Below are 16859 nucleotides of genomic sequence, written 5' to 3'. Positions count from 1 at the left end.
GCGGTTTTTTTAGCTGATTCATTAAAGAATGGATTTGTAGAGAGCGACGATCTGGGATTTTTCTACATCACGAGGATTGCCCGGTGTGCAAGCATCGGCCATGGCAGAGTCGGCAAGGAAGTCGATGTCTTTTTCCTGTACGCCCAGGTCAGATAATTTACGGGGAATTCCGACATCATCGGCCAGTTTCTGGCAGGCATCGATAGCAGCCTTGCGGTATTCTTCCTGGCTCATGTCATCGACACCGGCGACGCCCATGGCACGGGCTACTTCACGGTAGCGTTCGCCCGTTGCTTCAGCATTGAAGGTGAGGACCGGTGCCAGGAGGATAGCACAAGCTACACCGTGAGGAATGTCATAGAAGGCACTGAGGGGATGGGCCATGGAGTGATCGATGCCGAGGCCGACGTTGGAGAATCCCATGCCGGCGATATACTGGCCGAGGGCCATTTCTTCACGGGCTTTCATGTCGCCTTCGACGGATTTACGAAGCCATTTGCTGATGATTTCAATGGCTTTGAGATGCATCATATCGGTCATTTCCCAGGCGTTCTTTGTAATATAGCCTTCGATAGCGTGTACGAGAGCGTCCATGCCGGTAGCGGCACAGAGTTTCTTCGGCATCGATGCGACCATATCAGGGTCGATGACGGCTACGATAGGGATATCGTGGGGGTCACAGCAGACGAATTTACGGTATTTTTCCGGGTCAGTAATGACGTAGTTGATGGTTACTTCGGCTGCCGTGCCGCTGGTCGTAGAAACGGCAATGATGGGCAGACATTTGTTTTTCGTCGGCGATGCCCCTTCGAGGCTGCGTACGTCGGCAAATTCCGGATTGGTGAGGATGATGGCAATGGCCTTGGATGTATCCATGGCAGCACCGCCGCCGACGGCTACGATGATATCAGCTTTAGCCTGCTTGCAGAATTCGACGCCTTCCTGTACATTCTGGATGGTCGGGTTCGGTTTGATATGATCGTAAACGGTATAGGCAATGCCGGCCCCATCGAACAGGTCTGTGATTTTCGTCGCTACTTTAAATTTCATGAGGTCCTTGTCGGTGATGACGACGACATGCTGGCAGCCGCGGTTTTTGACTTCTGTTACGATTTCGTTAATGGCACCTTTGCCAAAATACGATGTTTCATTCAATGTAATCTTATTTGCCATAATAAGTTGTTCCTCCTTTTAACATAGGTAATACCAGATTTTGCTTATTTATATGGAATTTCTATGCCAAATAAAGAAATCAGGAGCCATCTGTCTGCCATATCCCGGAAGGATGCCCTATTGGCGGCGTTGAAGAGTCTGCAAAAAAACCTCGTCAGGTGAATACGCGAACCCTGCGAGGTTATTTTGTCTCATTATTCTTATTTTTCTCAAGAAACCGGTGATATATTTTGATATAAATGAGATTTTTGATACTTAGTGAAATTGCCGGCGGATCTGTTTCGGCACGATGCCATAGTGACGGCACAGGCGGTAAAAGGTGGCCCGGCTGACGCCCATGGCAGACGCCGCCTGTTCGACGCAGCCCCGGGCTTCTTCGAGATAGTGCAGGCATTCAGCTCGTTCATACGAAGCAGCTTCCGCCGGAGATTCCGGAGAAAGGGGAGACGATGGCGATAGGGCATCATGCTGTGATGAAGGCAGATGAAAGTCTGATGCCGTAATAGCCGGACCACTGCTGGTATAAAAGGCTCGTTCCAGGGCATTCTGCAATTCCCGCACGTTACCAGGCCAGTCATAGGCCAAAAGCGCCGGCATGGCATCGGGAGCCAGGTGGCGCTGCCGGCTGGGATATCGTTTGTTAAACCGGGCCAGGAACCGGTCTGTACAACAGGCGATATCGCCGGGCCGCTGGCGCAGGGGCGGGATGTCGAGACGCAGGACGTTGAGCCGGTAGTAGAGATCGCCCCGGAAAGCTCCCCGTCCTACTTCCTGTTCGAGATGGCGGTTTGTCGCGGCGATGACCCGTACATCCAGTTTTTTCTCTTCTTTACCGCCGATACGGCGGATGCGCAATGTCTCTACGGCACGCAGCAGTTTGGCCTGGAATTCGATAGGCATTTCCCCGATTTCGTCGAGAAACAGGGTGCCATGGTCGGCCAGCTCGAATTTTCCCGGATTTCCCTCCCGGAGAGCTCCGGTAAAGGCGCCTTTTTCATAACCGAACAGTTCGCTTTCCATGAGATCCCGCGGCAGGGAAGCACAGTTGACGGCGACAAAGGGGCCGTCAGCCCGGCTGCTGCCCGAGTGGATGGCCTGGGCAAACAGTTCTTTGCCCGTACCGCTTTCGCCTTCGATGAGGACGCTGCCATCATAGCGGGCATACTGGCGCGCCCGGTCGATGACCTGTTTCATCAGGGGATCGGCCGCATAGATATCGCCAAAGGTATAGGCGGCCTGATTGCCCGACACGCGATTGACTGAACGGAAGAGGTGTTCCTGCCGTCGCAGGATAACCGTATAGGTCCGGCCTGTCGCGTCGGCAGTCTGGGAGATGGTCGCACTGAACCGGCGTACATTTCCGGGCAGGACGACGCGCAGGTCATCAATATACAGCGGGGCATGGCGGTGGGCATCATCGGTCATGTCCCAATCGACCTGGGGCATAACCTGATGGAAGTCGAGTCCGGCCAGACGGGCCTGGGACAAGCCCAGTTCCCGCTGGGCCGTGGCATTGGCCCAGCGCAGTTCCAGTTTGTCATTCAGCAGCAGAATCGATTCGCGGATACCGTTAGCAGCGGCCCGCATGAAATGACTCTGATGGTAGCTGATGAGCGTCCGTTCGATACTGAACGCGCAGGCTACGACCAGTGCCAGCGTATGAGGATGGGCGGCTCCGGCACTGCCCGATAAGTCGAGGCTGCCGATGACCGCTCCGTCTACGCCGTGGATAGGGGCAGCAGAGCAGGTCCAGCCGTGCTGGTCGGCACAGTAATGTTCGGCACCGATGAGCTGGACGGGCTGATTATATTCCAGGGCGATGCCCGGCGCATTAGTCCCTACCTGATCGTTGCGCCACACCGAGCCCCGGCGGAAGAGGATATTTTCTGAACGGGCCAGGATGGCATCATCGCCGATGGTAGACAGGACATAGCCTTTTTCATCGGTCAGTGCCAGCAGGAAATGGGAATCGCGGATGATTTCATGGACGGACTGCATGATGGGACCAGCCGTCTGCAGAAGGAGACGGCTGCGCTGCAGGATCTGCTGCCATTTCCCCGGATCGGCGGTCGTACTGCTGCGCCGCCAGGGATCGACACCGCGGCACCGGCATTCCTGCCATGACCGGGCGACAAGAGGCGGCAGGCGCGGGTCCAGGGTCCCGTCTTCCATGAACCGCTGCCAGATTCGTTTCCGTTGTTCATTATCCATACAGCCTTACCTCCCAGTAAAAAAATAACTCCTGCCTATAAGAGTACCATGACAGGAGTCATTTTTCTATGGGTTTACCATTCTTTTGTAACGATAGCTCTGACCGGGCAGACCTGGGCGCACACAGGAAGCAGGCGGCGCAATCGTATATCAGGTAATGCTATGTACATTTCAAGTATATGAAACAGTTATGCCAAAATATAAAACCGACACAATCGGGAGTAGTATCCTCTTTCTGGTTTGTATTCCCGCCGCTCCATACCATAATATGTAAAATTTCTTTGCTCTCTTTGACAAAAAAAGCGGCCAGCAGGCCTCTGACAGGCATTCTGCTGGCCGTCCTATCTAAATGGACAAATTATAAGGTCACATCAACAGACGGATGGTCTTTGGTGACGACGCCGCTTACGACAGGGCATCCGAAGACGTTTTTCAGGATGTCCGACAGTTCGGCGATGACCGCATCAACCCGGTCTTTATTGAAATCGACGAATCCGTCGATAGGGAAGAACACATAGCTCGTATCAGCCGTGATTTTTCCGTGTTCGCTCTGGCGCCAGGTCCAGCGGCGCGTGCGGACTTCATGGCCGACGGCGTAGACGACTTCGTCTTCACCGGGCGCTTCTTCTTCCGTTTCCCCGAAAGGCAGGAAATGGTCGCCTTCCCGGGCGTAACGCATTTCCATATCTTCCGGCGACCGGCCCAGGTCATGGGTCCCCATGGGGATGGTATACTTCAATGACAGGGCATTGTTCAGGTCCACCAGCGGATTGATATGGGGCATCCCCTTGCCTTTGCTGATGCGGTTGAACATGGCTTCGACAGAGCAGGGGAAGCGGTTTGGGTTGAGGCCCAGCGTGCGGAACGCTTCGCGATAGGGCACGATGTCCGGCGATGTCTTGACTTTGACACCGTCGAATTTCTGCTGTGCTGCAGCGATGGATTCGTCCAGCATGGCTTCAATCTGCGGATAGGATTTGCTGTTATCTACGCCTTTAACGGCGACGACACCGATATATAAATCAGGTACGTTTTCAAAAATGCGGTCTTCTACGATAAATTTCATTTCTTGTTACTGTTCCTCCAGATTTTCTGTTGTTCTGCGGCTTTGATGAGTTCGTCCCGGAAATCGGGATGAGCGATACCGATCAGTTTTTCTGCCCGTTGCCACGTCGTAAGTCCGGCCAGATTGACCGCCCCGTATTCGGTGACGATGTACATGGTCTGTGCCCGCGGCGTCGTGATGATGTCACCGCCGGTAAAGCATGGTACGATATTGGAATGGCGGACGCCTTTCTTGTCCACCCGGCTCGACGCCATGGCCAGGAAGGTCCGGCCGTGTTCTGCCGTATAGGCACCGGTGACGAAATCAAGCTGGCCGCCGGTCCCACTGATCTGCCGCGTCCCCGCCGATTCGGAGCTGACCTGGCCGTAGAGGTCGCAGGCAATGCAGCCATTGATGGAAACGAAATGGTCCAGCTGACGAATCGTTTCCGGGTCGTTGACATAATGCATGGGCGCCGACAGAATGTCAATATTGTGGTCGAGGAACTCATAGAGTTCCTTCGATCCGCTGCAGATGGAAAATACGCCCTTTCCCTTCTGCAGGGTCTTACGCTTATTGGTGATCTTGCCGGCCTTATACAGGTCGAGGTAGCCATCGCTCATGAGTTCTGTATGCATGCCCAGGTCCCTGAGGTCTGACCCGGCAATGAGCGACCCCAGGGCATTGGGCATACCGCCGATGCCGAGTTGCAGTGTGTCTCCATCGTGGATGAAGGGAAAAATCTGGGCGGCAATCTGCTTATCCAGTTCACTGGCTCCCCGGCTTGGGGCTTCGCTCAGAGGCTGATCATTTTCAACGACAGCATCAACGTCGCGGATATTGATGTGATCATCTGCCATACCGTATATAAAAGGCATATGGGGATTGACTTCCAGGATAATCCGGTCAGCCGCATCGAGCATTTCCTGCATACAGCAGTTAGTCAGGCCATAGCTGAAATTGCCATAGCGGTCCATGGGCGATACGGTCACCATGGCCACGTTGACCGGCGCCTGGCCGCGGCTGTAATAGGAGCCGCAGAAGCGGAACATCATAGGCGAGAAGAAAGCCCGTCCCGTATCGATATACTTACGATCCAGTCCCGAGCAGTGCCAGAGGTTGTATGTAAAGGCCTGCCGCTGCGGGTCCTGTTCTACTATCTGGACAGGGCGCATCGATATGGCGTGGCGCACCTTCACGTCAGTGAGCTCATCCCGCCGTGCCGCCAGAGCCGCATCGAGAGCCGCCGGAAAGGAACAGGTCTGGCTATAATCGACCCAGTCGCCGGACTGGACGAGATGCACTGCCTCTTCGGGAGTGTGCAGTTTTTCCTGATATATTTCGAATGGATTCAAGAGTAAGACTCCTTTAAGAAAATTTCAAAATTCCCGGCCCATCGGCGCCACCATTATTTATACTGGTCGATGAGCTTCTGGAAGGCGGCAAAGCTGCGGCGGATCATATCAGCTTCGACGCAGTAAGAGACGCGGACGTAACCCGGGCAACCGAAGCTGTCTGCCGGTACGATGAGCAGGTTCAGGGCCTTGGCCTTGTCGGAAAATGCCTTGGCATCCGGTTCCGGTGATTTGACGAAGAGATAGAAGGCCCCCTGGGGATAGACGCAATCATAACCCATATCTTTCAGGCCATTGTACAGGAGCTTGCGATTGTCATCGTAGATGCTCATATCGCTGGTCTTGCCCAGGCACTGGAGGACGACATCCTGGAAGAGATGAGGCGCGCAGACGAAGCCCATGGACCGGCCGGCTCCACAGACGGCAGGATACACGTCTTTGTCCGATACAGAATCCGGTACGAGGATGTAGCCGATACGTTCGCCGGGAAGGCTCAGGGATTTGCTGTACGAATAGCATACGAGCGTATCGGGATAAATAGCCGGCATATAGAGGATTTCCAGACCGTCGTAGGTGATTTCCCGGTACGGTTCATCGGAAATAAGGTAGATGGTATGGCCGATTTCGGCACTCTTCTTAGTCAGGATGGCTGCCACTTTTTCCATCGTTTCCCGCGAATAGACCGTACCTGCCGGGTTATTCGGCGAGTTGACGATGAGAGCCCGCGTATGGGGGGTGATAGCAGCTTCCAGTTCGTCCAGTTTAATCTGGAAGTGATCCGTATCAGGAGGCAGCATGACTTTTTTGGCGCCAGCATTGGCAATAAAGACTGTATATTCCGGGAAGAAAGGTGCGACGACGATGATTTCATCATCAGGATCTTCGACGATAGCTTTAAGAGAAATGGTCAGTGATGCTGCAGCCCCGCAGGTCATGTAGAAATTATCGGCCCCAACGCCGGCATCATAGGTCTGATTCATATAGTCTGCCAGTCCTTTGCGAACGGCCAGATCCCCGGCAGCGGCCGTATAGCCGTGGATAGCGGCTGATTCCCGTGTAGCCAGGATATGTTCAATCGATTCCCGGATGCACGAAGGGGCCGGTACAGTCGGATTGCCGATACTGAAATCAAATACATTTTCTTTGCCTACCTTGGTGGCCTGGGCCTGTCCGTACGCAAACAGTTCGCGGATAGCCGAACCCTGGGAACCCAGTGCATACATTTCTTTATTTGCCATAGAAAATCACTCCTTTATGATGAATACCTATATTGTACCACAGGTTACCCCTGCAGTGCATTTGTTTCAACAGGCAGCACACAGACAAACCGGAAAGCATCATCCCGGCAAAGGCCGGAACGGTGAGAGAAGGGAGTACAGCTGGAGCCTTCCGATTCATCCATCTGCTGCCTGTCACTGGTTAGCGGCGGATTGCCGTCGTAATGACAACTCCGATAACGGCCAGTATGGCGATGATGATAAAAGCCATCATGGGCGTGCCATTGGCAAACATGGGGCCGAGGGTCGAAGCGCCGATAAGATTGAGATTGACGATACTGAAATTCATGCCATAATTCCGGGAGCCATAGAATGAGGCAGCAAAGGCAGACCCCGTCGGCGGACAGGCGCCATAGGCCAAGCCCGTAAGGACAAAGGCTGTCAGAAGGACAGGCTGGCTGTGGCTCACATCGGCACCGGCAAGGGCAGCAGCCGCTGCCAGATAGACCACAGAGACGGTATACATAGTGACTTTGCAGCCCTTGCTGTCAAAGAGCTGCCCCGCCAGTACGCGGCCCGCGCCATTGGCGATAGAAATGACACCGGCAATAGCTGCTGCCTGTGTGAGATTTCCACCTACGAAAGTCCCGGCATACCCGGCAGAAATATTGATGATGGAAAGGCCGGCCGCACTCAGGAGGATGGCCCAGAGAAAAAACAACCAGAACGATTGGCGGCGGAGCATATCCTGCCAGCCGATTTCTTCCCGTGCCTCTTTTCCTTGGGGGAGAGCGCCCGACAGAGCTGCCGTAAAGTCTGCATCAGGCGGCCGAAGGATAACAACGGCCAGGGCGATGACGACGGCATAAGACGCGGCGATGAGGAGAAAGGTCATACGCCAGCCGGCAAGGCTAATCAGTGAGGCTCCAGCCGTGCCGAGTATCATAGCACCAAATCCAAATCCCATGAGAGCAATGCCTGAGACGAGGCCCTGTTTGTCCGGAAACCAGCGCATGATGGTGCTGATGGCCGCATTATAACCGAGACCCACACCGAGACCGGCCATGCCGCCGTACGTCAGGTATATGCCCATGAGGGATGTAATCTGCGAGGCCAGCCCGAACCCGGAGACGAGGAGGAGCGCCGCCAGGACGAGAGTTATCCTCATGCCCTTGCGGGCTGTCAGGACGCCTGATATGAGACCGCCCAGGCAGAACATGACCATAGAGATGGAAAAGGTGAGCGATGTCCCGCTCTTAGACCAACCAAATTCCTGTTCCAACGGTATGCGGAATACAGACCAAGCATAAATGAGTCCGAGGAACAGCAGGAGAAAGACGCTGAGAACCAGGTAGGCCCAGCGTCTCTGTTTCTGCTGTATGATAAGCGCCGTCATCCTACCGCTGCCATACCGGCGGCGAAGGCTTTGCGGTTTACGTCAATGAAAACCGGTTTAACTGTCTTGGCAATGATCGGGTCCCAATCGATATCAGTCAGCCCCATGGCTTTGACCAGGGCTCCCAGCAAAACGACATTGGCACTCTTGGGATTTCCCACTTTTTCTGCAATCCCCGTCGCATCGAGAGCCATCGTCGACACGCGCTGGCGGAGCATGCCGATGATATCATCGGGATAGTCCTGATTACCGGTCAGGATTGGCATGGACGGGATACGGTACGTATTGACGACGGCCTTGCCATCTTTTTTCAGAAAATGAGCATACCGGGCAGCTTCCATTTCTTCAAAGGAAACGAGGATATCCGCCGTCCCTTCCCCGATGATAGGGGAGTAGACTTTCACACCGAACCGTACCTGGGTGCTGACACTACCACTGCGCTGGCTCATGCCGTGGACTTCGCTCATTTTGACATCGTATCCATTTTCTATGAGACCCTGGGTGAGAATCTTGCTGGCCAGAATCGTCCCCTGCCCGCCGACACCGACGAGGAGTATGCTTTTTACATCGTTCATGATTATTCCCCTTTCTTTACGATAGCCTGTACCGGGCAGACCTGGGCACAGACAGAACAGCCGTTGCAGTCTGCCGGAGAGATACTGGATTTTTTCGTTTCCTTGTCAAAGCGCAGGGCCGGGCATCCTGTCGTAAGGCATTTGCGGCAGCCGATACACGCATCTTCCACCACTCCGTATACGGCTTTTTCTATAGTAAATTCTTTCTTATCAAAAGGCGTAAGTTTCTTCAGGGCACATGGCCATTTGGTGATGATGACTACCGGTTCATCCGTAATGGCAAAAGCCCAGTCCAGCGTTTCTTTCATAGCCGTCAGATTCTGGGGATTGACTGTACGGACGTTCCGGATGCCCAGGGCCCGGACGATGGTTTCAATGTCTAGCATGGTCGTGATTTCTTCTTTCAGATTATAGCCCGTGCCGGGATTTTCCTGATGGCCCGTCATGCCCGTCGTGCGGTTGTCGAGGATGACACAGATCGTATTGGATTTATTATAGGAGACTTCCATGAGAGCATTGATACCGCTGTGGAAGAAGGTAGAGTCGCCCATATAGCCGACGACGCGCTTTTGCTGACCACTCCGGGCAAAGCCGTGTACCATGCCATGTCCCATTGAAAAGACAGCACCCATATTGAGGCCCATATCCTTGGCATTCAGCGGGGGAGCACCGCACAGGCCATAGCAGCCGATATCGCCGAGCATGACTGTATTCTTACGTTTGGCCAGTTCAAAGGCAAAGCCCCGGTGAGGGCAGCCGGCGCAAAGGACAGGCGGACGGGGGACGATGAATTCTTCTGGAACAGATACTCCATCATTTCCTGTACCCGTCAGTGCTTTCTGTACGATATCCGGGTTGAGTTCGCCTATATTGGGGATGATATCATGTCCATGGCATGGAATACCCGCAGCCTTGATCTGGTCTTCCATAAAAGAGTCCAGTTCTTCCACGACATACAGGGTATCTACTTTTTCCGCAAAGGCACGGATTTTATTCATGGGAAGGGGATAAGAAAAGCCGATTTTCAGGACCGATACGCTGTCGCCAAATACTTCTTTTACATAGTTGTAGGCGGCACCGGATGTGATGATGCCCATATTTGTATGACCTGCTTCTTCTACATTCCAGGGACAGGTTTCGGAATACGCTGCCAGATCTTTCTCCCTCTGTTCGATGACGACGCGGCGCACGCGGGAAATAGCCGGTACGGGATCCATTTTTTCCGGCTGTTTTACATAGGGTACAGCCGGCACTTCTACACGGGCCCCTTCTTCTACGAGACTCTTGGAATGGCAGACACGGGTCGTCATGCGGATCATGACCGGCGTATGGAACCGTTCGCTGACGGCATAGGCTTCTTTAGTCATGTCCTTGGCTTCCTGGGAATTGGACGGTTCAAACATGCATATTTTGGCGAATTTGGCATAATTGCGGTTATCCTGTTCGTTCTGGGACGAATGCATGCCCGGGTCATCGGCCGATACAAAGACAAAGCCGCCATTGACATGGAGATAAGCGTAGGTAAAAAGTGGATCGGCCGCTACGTTGAGACCGACCATTTTCATAGCCGCAAAGGACCGTACACCGGAAACAGAAGCTCCGATAGCCGCTTCCATAGCTGTCTTTTCATTCGGTGCCCATTCGGCATCGATTTCTTCATATTTAGCTGCATTCTCCAGGATTTCCGTGCTCGGCGTGCCCGGATAGGCCGAAGCAAAGGTGACACCGGCTTCATACAGGCCCCGTGCCAGGGCTTCATCACCTGATATTAATTTTTTCATCATGATACCTCCTCATACATGTCTTTTTCAGTTATGGGGTACTATACATCTGTCGGCAATATATATGAAAGATATATGCCAACTTAAATAATGGTGATATATCCCCATTTCTTTGTATTTCTTTCGTTTTTCCAAATTAATTTGTATATATTTATTGACACACCTTTACAATTTTCCTATGATAGAAGAAATCAGGAGGTATGTTATGGAATCTATTTATTTTCTCGCAGCCGACGAAACTCTGAAGGAAGAAATAGAAGCAGTCCTCCGTCAGGCTTCTGTGGCAGAACAAAAAAATTACATCCCCACGAAGGTAGCTGTCCTCGATTTCCCCAACCGCTTCGAACAGGGCCGTCACCTCGTAGAGCAGGGAGCCCAGGTCATCATTACCCACACCGGACCATACTACGAATTGTCCCAGGCCATCCGGGATATCCCCGTACTGTGCCTGCATTATTCGACCAGTGATATTCTCTATACGCTCCATCAGGTAGAGAATTATGAAAAAATCCACCTGTTTCTCAGCCAGCATGTCATTTTCAACGAGGCTATGTGCTGGCCGGAAATCCGCAGTAAGATGGTCATTCATCCCTATAGTGCCGATATCTCCCCTGAGACGCTGGGAGCCCTGGCCGATGCCATTCCGGAATCACCAGGTACGGCTATCGTCAGCTGTCTGGTCATGCCGATTCTTACGCACACACGGCTGCCAGTCTTTCCCATTACGCCCGGTGAATCGGCCATCTTGTCGGCCTACCAGTACGCCCATGACCTGGTACTTTTGAACCGGCGCGAACAGAATCAGATTTCCCTTCTGTCTTCCGTACTGAACAACGTAGACGAAGGCATCATCATCTATGATAAAAAGGGGAATATCACTCATTTTAATCCCAAGGCACACCATTTCCTGAAATTCCCCAGGACACCCGATACGATCCAGCATATGTTTCCCGATCTGGATGAAGCCTTCAAAAAACCGCCCTTTTTCCAGAACCGCATCCTGCACTGTCCGCCATACACGCTGGTAGCCACGACGCGGCCGTTCACGCTCAACGACAAGCCGTATTTCATCCTCAATATCCGCGACGTCACGGAACTGCAGCGCCTGGAAAAAAATGTCCGCTATAAACTGTCCCGGACAGGGCTCACGGCCCGCCACACCTTCAGCGATATCCTGACCAGGGATAAGGCCATGAAACGCTGCATCGCCACGGCAAAAATCATGGCGGCTTACAATGCGCCGGTCCTCATCCAGGGAGAAAGCGGCACCGGCAAAGAACTCTTTGCCCAGAGCATCCACAATGCCAGCCCGCGGCGCAGCGGCCCTTTCGTCGCCGTGAACTGCGCTGCCCTGCCACCTGAACTGCTGGAGAGCGAACTTTTCGGCTACGAAGGCGGATCTTTTACGGGAGCCCGCAAAGAAGGGAAAGCCGGCCTCTTCGAGCTGGCCCACACCGGCACGATTTTCCTCGACGAAATCAATAGTATGTCCGCCAATATCCAGTCCAAGCTGCTGCGCGTCCTGGAAACGCGGCAGGTCATGCGCATCGGGTCGGATTATGTCATTCCCCTCGATATCCGCATCATCTCCGCCAGCAATGCCGATATCATCCCCCAGATCGAATCGGGGCGCTTCCGCCGCGATCTCTATTTCCGCCTCAATCCTCTGACGCTCGACCTGCCGTCTCTCAACGAACGGCCATCGGATATTTTTTACTTATTCTCCATATTCCTGGAACGGTTGACCGGCCATGCCGTCGAGATTCCCGATGCCCTGCGCCCGGTCCTGGAAAAACATCGCTGGTGGGGCAATATACGGGAACTATACAGCGTTGCCCTGCGGTATCATCTCTACGGTGAACAGGGAGACCCGTCATACGGCTACCTTTTTGACCAGGCCGGCCACGGCTGGACCCGTCGCGATGCCGATACGCTGCATATCGACCTCAAAGGGCTGCAGGATACATTGCAGCAGTCGCTCATCCACGGGCTCATCGAACAAGGGTGCAGCCATACCCAGGCGGCGCGCATCCTCGGCATCAGCCGTCAGGCTTTATACAATAAACTAAAAAAAGAATCGTAAAATATATCTATTCGTAGTATACTTACGGTAAAAAAGGAGGCAGTTTGTCATGTCTGGAACAATGAAAAAATTAGCTGCAGCCTATGCAGCAGAAGTCATCAAAAACCGGCGGTATCTCCACGCCCATCCGGAATTATCCTTCCATGAAACGAATACAGCCCAATGGATCCGGGACCATCTGGCAGCCATTGGCATTCCCACCCTGTCTGGTATTACGGGCAACAGCACGGTCGGCGTCCTCAAAGGAACACAGCCTGGTCCGTCCATCGGATTCCGCGCCGATATCGATGCTTTAGGTCTTACGGAAATGAATGACCTGCCCTACAAGAGCACCCATCCCGGCATCATGCACGCCTGCGGCCACGATGCCCATACGGCAGTCCTCATGGCCATGGCCGAAATCTTTGCCTCTCACCGGGAACTCGTCCACGGCACTATCTATTTCGTATTCCAGCAGGGGGAAGAATTTCTCCCCGGCGGCGCCCAGCAGCTGGTCAAAGACGGCATCATGGACCGCATTGACTATATGTTTGCCTGGCATGCCGCAGCCCTCGAAAAGGTAGGCACTGTCGATGTCGCCGCCGGCGTCCGCGAAGCCGCCGTCGGTACCTACGACATCAAAATCACCGGTAAAGGCGGCCACGGCGGCTTCCCTCACAAGGCCAACAACCCGGTCATTCCCGCAGCCGAACTGGTCAGCGCCATCAATCTGATTCCAGCCCTGAAATGCGATCCCCTGGAAAACTGCACTGTCTCTGTGAGCTATTTCCAGTGCGGTGTAGACGGCGTAGCCAACGTCATTCCCGAACGGGTCAGCATGGGTGGCAATGCCCGCGTCCTCAATACGGATCTGCGCGACTTCGTCATGAAAGAAATCGAACGCCTGGCCAAAGCCATCTGTGCCGCTCACCAGTGCCAGTGCGATGTAAGCCTGGTCTATGGTTATCCGGCGAATACAATCGATGCCACATGCAATGACATATTCCGCAAAGCCGCCGCATCCATGGGCCTTACGGTCCTCGACAACCCGCCCGTTCTCGGTGCCGAAGACTTTGCCTATTATGCCCAGAAGAAACCGGCGGGCATCGCCAAACTCGGCATGGCCGATCCGACCGGCGCCATCGCCCCCACGTCCCATCACAATCCCTGTTTCTATATCGATGACGAAAAGGGGCTTCCCCTGGCACTGGAATATATGCTCACAGTCTACGAAACGGCTCTGCAGGAGCTGATGTAATGTCAGGATAGACATGTATCTTGACAGAAAAGATTTTTTCAGTATAATTTAGATATATCACATTTTAAAAATTTAAGGTGATTGCAAAAAGTAATGAAGGAAAGAGTAGTATGACTGGACTTTCCAGAGAGCTGCCGCCTGGTGCAAGACAGCAGGGACGGTCATATGAAGTACATTCCTGAACTGCCTGGCTGAACCGTGAGTAGGCCTGGCCGGCAAGCTCCCGTTACAGAGCGCAAGAGCTGATCTAAATATTTTAGATTAACAGGGTGGTACCGCGGATATATTTCGTCCCTCACGTACCGCCCTTTTTTGTTACCATCATCATGCTATTGTTATATTACAGAAAGAGAGTGATTCCTATGACAGACGTAAAAAAACTTGTAGAAGAATATGGTGACCAGATTATAAAGAACCGCCGCTATCTCCATGCCCACCCGGAACTGTCCTTCCAGGAAACGAATACGGCAGCCTGGATCCGGGACCATCTGACAAAGGCCGGTATCGAACTGATGCCGGGCATTACGGGCAACAGTACGGTCGGCTTCCTCAAAGGCAGCCAGCCCGGCCCGTCTATCGGACTGCGCGCTGATTTCGATGCCCTGGGCCTCACGGAAACGAATGATCTTCCCTACAAGAGCACCAATCCCGGCGTCATGCACGCCTGCGGCCACGATGCCCACGCCTCTATCCTCATGGCCGTTGCCGAAACATTGGCCCGTCACCGCGAACTCGTCCGCGGCACAGTCTATTTTGTCTTCGAACAGGGTGAAGAATTCCTTCCCGGCGGTGCCCAGCAGCTGGTCAAAGACGGTATCATGGACCACATTGATTACATGTTCGCCATCCATGTCAACGCATCGGCCCCGCTCGGCCAGATCGATATCCACGACGGCGTCCGTTTTGCCGCTGTCGGTACATACGACTTCAAGATCCGCGGCAAAGGCGGCCACGGCGGATTCCCCCACAAGGCCAACAACCCTATCTTTGCAGCGTCGGAACTGGTAAACGATATCGCCCTCATTCCGGCCCTGAAATGTGACCCTCTGGCCAATTGCACCGTCTCGGTCAGCTATCTCCACTGCGGCGTCGAAGGCGTAGCCAACGTCATCCCCGAAACGGTCAGCATGGGCGGCTGCGTACGCGTCCTCGATACGGATCTGCGCCAGTCAGTCATGGAAGAAATCGAACGGCTGGGCAACAGCATCTGCGCCGCCCATCAGTGTGAAGTCAAGACCACCATGGTATATGGCTATCCGGCCTGCAAAAACGATGCCTCCTGTGTCTCTATCATGCAGGACGCGGCTGGCGCTATAGGCATCACGGTCATCGACTGCCCGCCCAGTCTGGGTGCTGAAGACTTCGGCTATTTCAGCGAACAGAAACCGGCAGCCGTCGCCTGGTTCGGCATGGGCGATCCGACCGGTACCCACGAACTGACACCGCATCACAACCCCAAATTCTACCTGTATGACGAAAAAGGCCTGCCCCTGGCCTTGGAATATATGCTTTCCGTATACCTGAAAGCAGCCAATACACTATAAAAAGGAGTTGTTACTATGAATGCCCTGGTTGCCCTCGGCCTGATCTTTCTCATTTATTCCATCGGCGATTTCATCGCCGACAAGACAAAGGCTTTTGTCTCCATGCTGCTGGCCTGTGCCGTCATCTTTACAGCCGGCTTCTGGCTGGGCCTGCCCAAGACGATTTTTGCCGATTCCGGTCTCATCGCCTTTGCCAAGATTACCCTCTGCATGTTCCTCATCCATATCGGTACGGCCATCAAGATCAATGATTTCGTCAAGGAATGGAAGACCGTCTTCGTCACGTTCTTTGCTACCCTTTCCGTAGCCGGCGGCGTCTTCTTCATCGGAAAATTATTCATCGACGCCTATTACGCCCTGGTAGGCGCCCCGGTCCTGGCCGGCGGGGTCGTTGCCTATCTGGTCATGTCTCCTATAGGCGATGTCCTGGGACGCCCCGATATCAAAGTCTTTGCCGTGCTGGTCCTGGTGTTCCAGAATTTCGTCGGCATCCCCATTGCCAGCTTCTTCTGCAAAAAAGAAGGGGACCGGGTCCGCACGGAATTCAACAACGGCACCCTCTCTAACGGAGAATCGGGAAAGAATTTGAATCTCCGTCTGTTCCACATACCGGAAAAATACAGTACGCCCAATATCATCCTCTGCAAACTCTGTTTCATTTCCTATGTTTCCATGCTCCTGGCCCAGGCTACGGGCATCAGCATCCTCATCTTCGGCCTCATTTTCGGCATCATCCTTCATGAACTGGGCCTTCTGGAAGAAAACTGCCTGACAAAGGCCAATGCCCTGACCTTCGTCATGGCCGGTGCCGTCGCCCTGATTTTCGTCGGCCTGACCAACACGACGCCAGACATGCTCCTGGGCATGATTGCGCCTCTCCTGGTCGTCCTGGCCGTCGGTACGGTCAGCTGCTCGGTCATTGCCGTCATCGTCGGCCGGATTGTCCGTTTCGACTGGAGGCTTTCCATCGCCATGGCCGTCACAGCCTTTTTCGGCTTCCCCGGTACATACCTCATCTCCCTGGAAGTATCCCGCGCCTGTGGCAGGACGGATGAAGAAAAAGAAGCCATTCTGCATTACATCATGCCTAAACTGGTCATCGCCGGCATTGTATCCGTATCAGTCGTCTCCGGCCTCCTGGCCAGCATCATGGTCCACTGGATCTGATCTGTCTACAGATTTCTAACGGCAGAACCAAAAGGGGGAATCTGGCATATTCTCATCCATGATAAACTAAAAGGA

The 16859-nt window shown here is 53.6% G+C and carries 12 protein-coding genes and 1 other annotated feature; of the genes, 4 read left to right on the top strand and 8 right to left on the bottom strand.

The window, feature by feature from the left end:
• Window positions 1-21: 21 nt before the first annotated feature.
• The 8 genes from fucO to iorA form a co-directional block, all read right to left on the bottom strand.
• Window positions 22-1173 carry a lactaldehyde reductase gene (gene fucO / locus ACGTIC_RS01875; RefSeq protein ID WP_113855228.1) on the bottom strand — a complete coding sequence of 384 codons (1152 nt, stop codon included), beginning with the start codon at window positions 1171-1173 and terminating at the stop codon, window positions 22-24.
• Between the two features lie 255 nt (window positions 1174-1428).
• A complete protein-coding gene (locus ACGTIC_RS01870) occupies window positions 1429-3384 on the bottom strand; it encodes a sigma-54-dependent Fis family transcriptional regulator (RefSeq protein WP_113855227.1) in 1956 nt (651 codons plus the stop codon).
• A gap of 358 nt (window positions 3385-3742) precedes the next feature.
• The gene (locus ACGTIC_RS01865; RefSeq protein ID WP_059076282.1) at window positions 3743-4450 is read right to left on the bottom strand and encodes a B3/4 domain-containing protein; all 708 of its coding nucleotides are present in this window, start codon (window positions 4448-4450) and stop codon (window positions 3743-3745) included.
• Window positions 4447-5784, bottom strand: coding sequence for an acetyl-CoA hydrolase/transferase family protein (locus tag ACGTIC_RS01860; RefSeq protein ID WP_075581736.1), 1338 nt, complete (start codon window positions 5782-5784; stop codon window positions 4447-4449). Before ACGTIC_RS01860 ends, ACGTIC_RS01865 begins: the two co-directional genes overlap by 4 nt.
• 53 nt (window positions 5785-5837) lie before the next feature.
• Window positions 5838-7022 (bottom strand): pyridoxal phosphate-dependent aminotransferase, encoded by a 1185-nt coding sequence (locus tag ACGTIC_RS01855; RefSeq protein ID WP_059076280.1) that lies wholly within the window; start codon window positions 7020-7022, stop codon window positions 5838-5840.
• A gap of 181 nt (window positions 7023-7203) precedes the next feature.
• Window positions 7204-8397 (bottom strand): MFS transporter, encoded by a 1194-nt coding sequence (locus ACGTIC_RS01850; protein ID WP_113855226.1) that lies wholly within the window; start codon window positions 8395-8397, stop codon window positions 7204-7206.
• On the bottom strand, window positions 8394-8972 hold the full coding sequence (locus ACGTIC_RS01845) for an indolepyruvate oxidoreductase subunit beta (protein ID WP_113855225.1): 579 nt from the start codon (window positions 8970-8972) through the stop codon (window positions 8394-8396). Before ACGTIC_RS01845 ends, ACGTIC_RS01850 begins: the two co-directional genes overlap by 4 nt.
• Before the next feature lie 2 nt (window positions 8973-8974).
• A complete protein-coding gene (gene iorA / locus ACGTIC_RS01840) occupies window positions 8975-10756 on the bottom strand; it encodes an indolepyruvate ferredoxin oxidoreductase subunit alpha (RefSeq protein ID WP_257536612.1) in 1782 nt (593 codons plus the stop codon).
• Between the two features lie 202 nt (window positions 10757-10958).
• On the opposite strand from iorA, the gene ACGTIC_RS01835 reads away from it, so the two are divergent.
• From ACGTIC_RS01835 to ACGTIC_RS01820, 4 genes are all read left to right on the top strand, one after another.
• Window positions 10959-12836, top strand: a complete 1878-nt coding sequence (locus tag ACGTIC_RS01835) for a sigma-54-dependent Fis family transcriptional regulator (RefSeq protein WP_113855223.1) — start codon at window positions 10959-10961, stop codon at window positions 12834-12836.
• Between the two features lie 49 nt (window positions 12837-12885).
• Window positions 12886-14073, top strand: a complete 1188-nt coding sequence (locus ACGTIC_RS01830) for a M20 family metallopeptidase (RefSeq protein WP_113855222.1) — start codon at window positions 12886-12888, stop codon at window positions 14071-14073.
• 84 nt (window positions 14074-14157) lie between these two features.
• Window positions 14158-14372: a binding site (T-box leader), on the top strand.
• Window positions 14373-14435: 63 nt separating this feature from the next.
• Window positions 14436-15617: a M20 family metallopeptidase gene (locus ACGTIC_RS01825; RefSeq protein ID WP_236699651.1), complete on the top strand. Its 1182-nt coding sequence runs from the start codon at window positions 14436-14438 to the stop codon at window positions 15615-15617.
• A 15-nt stretch (window positions 15618-15632) separates the two neighbouring features.
• Window positions 15633-16784 (top strand): hypothetical protein, encoded by a 1152-nt coding sequence (locus tag ACGTIC_RS01820; RefSeq protein WP_059076274.1) that lies wholly within the window; start codon window positions 15633-15635, stop codon window positions 16782-16784.
• Window positions 16785-16859 lie beyond the last annotated feature (75 nt).

The organism is Megasphaera hexanoica (genome assembly GCF_043520715.1).
Classification (GTDB): Bacteria; Bacillota; Negativicutes; order Veillonellales; family Megasphaeraceae; genus Megasphaera; species Megasphaera hexanoica.
This window is presented reverse-complemented; position numbering and strand designations above follow the sequence as displayed.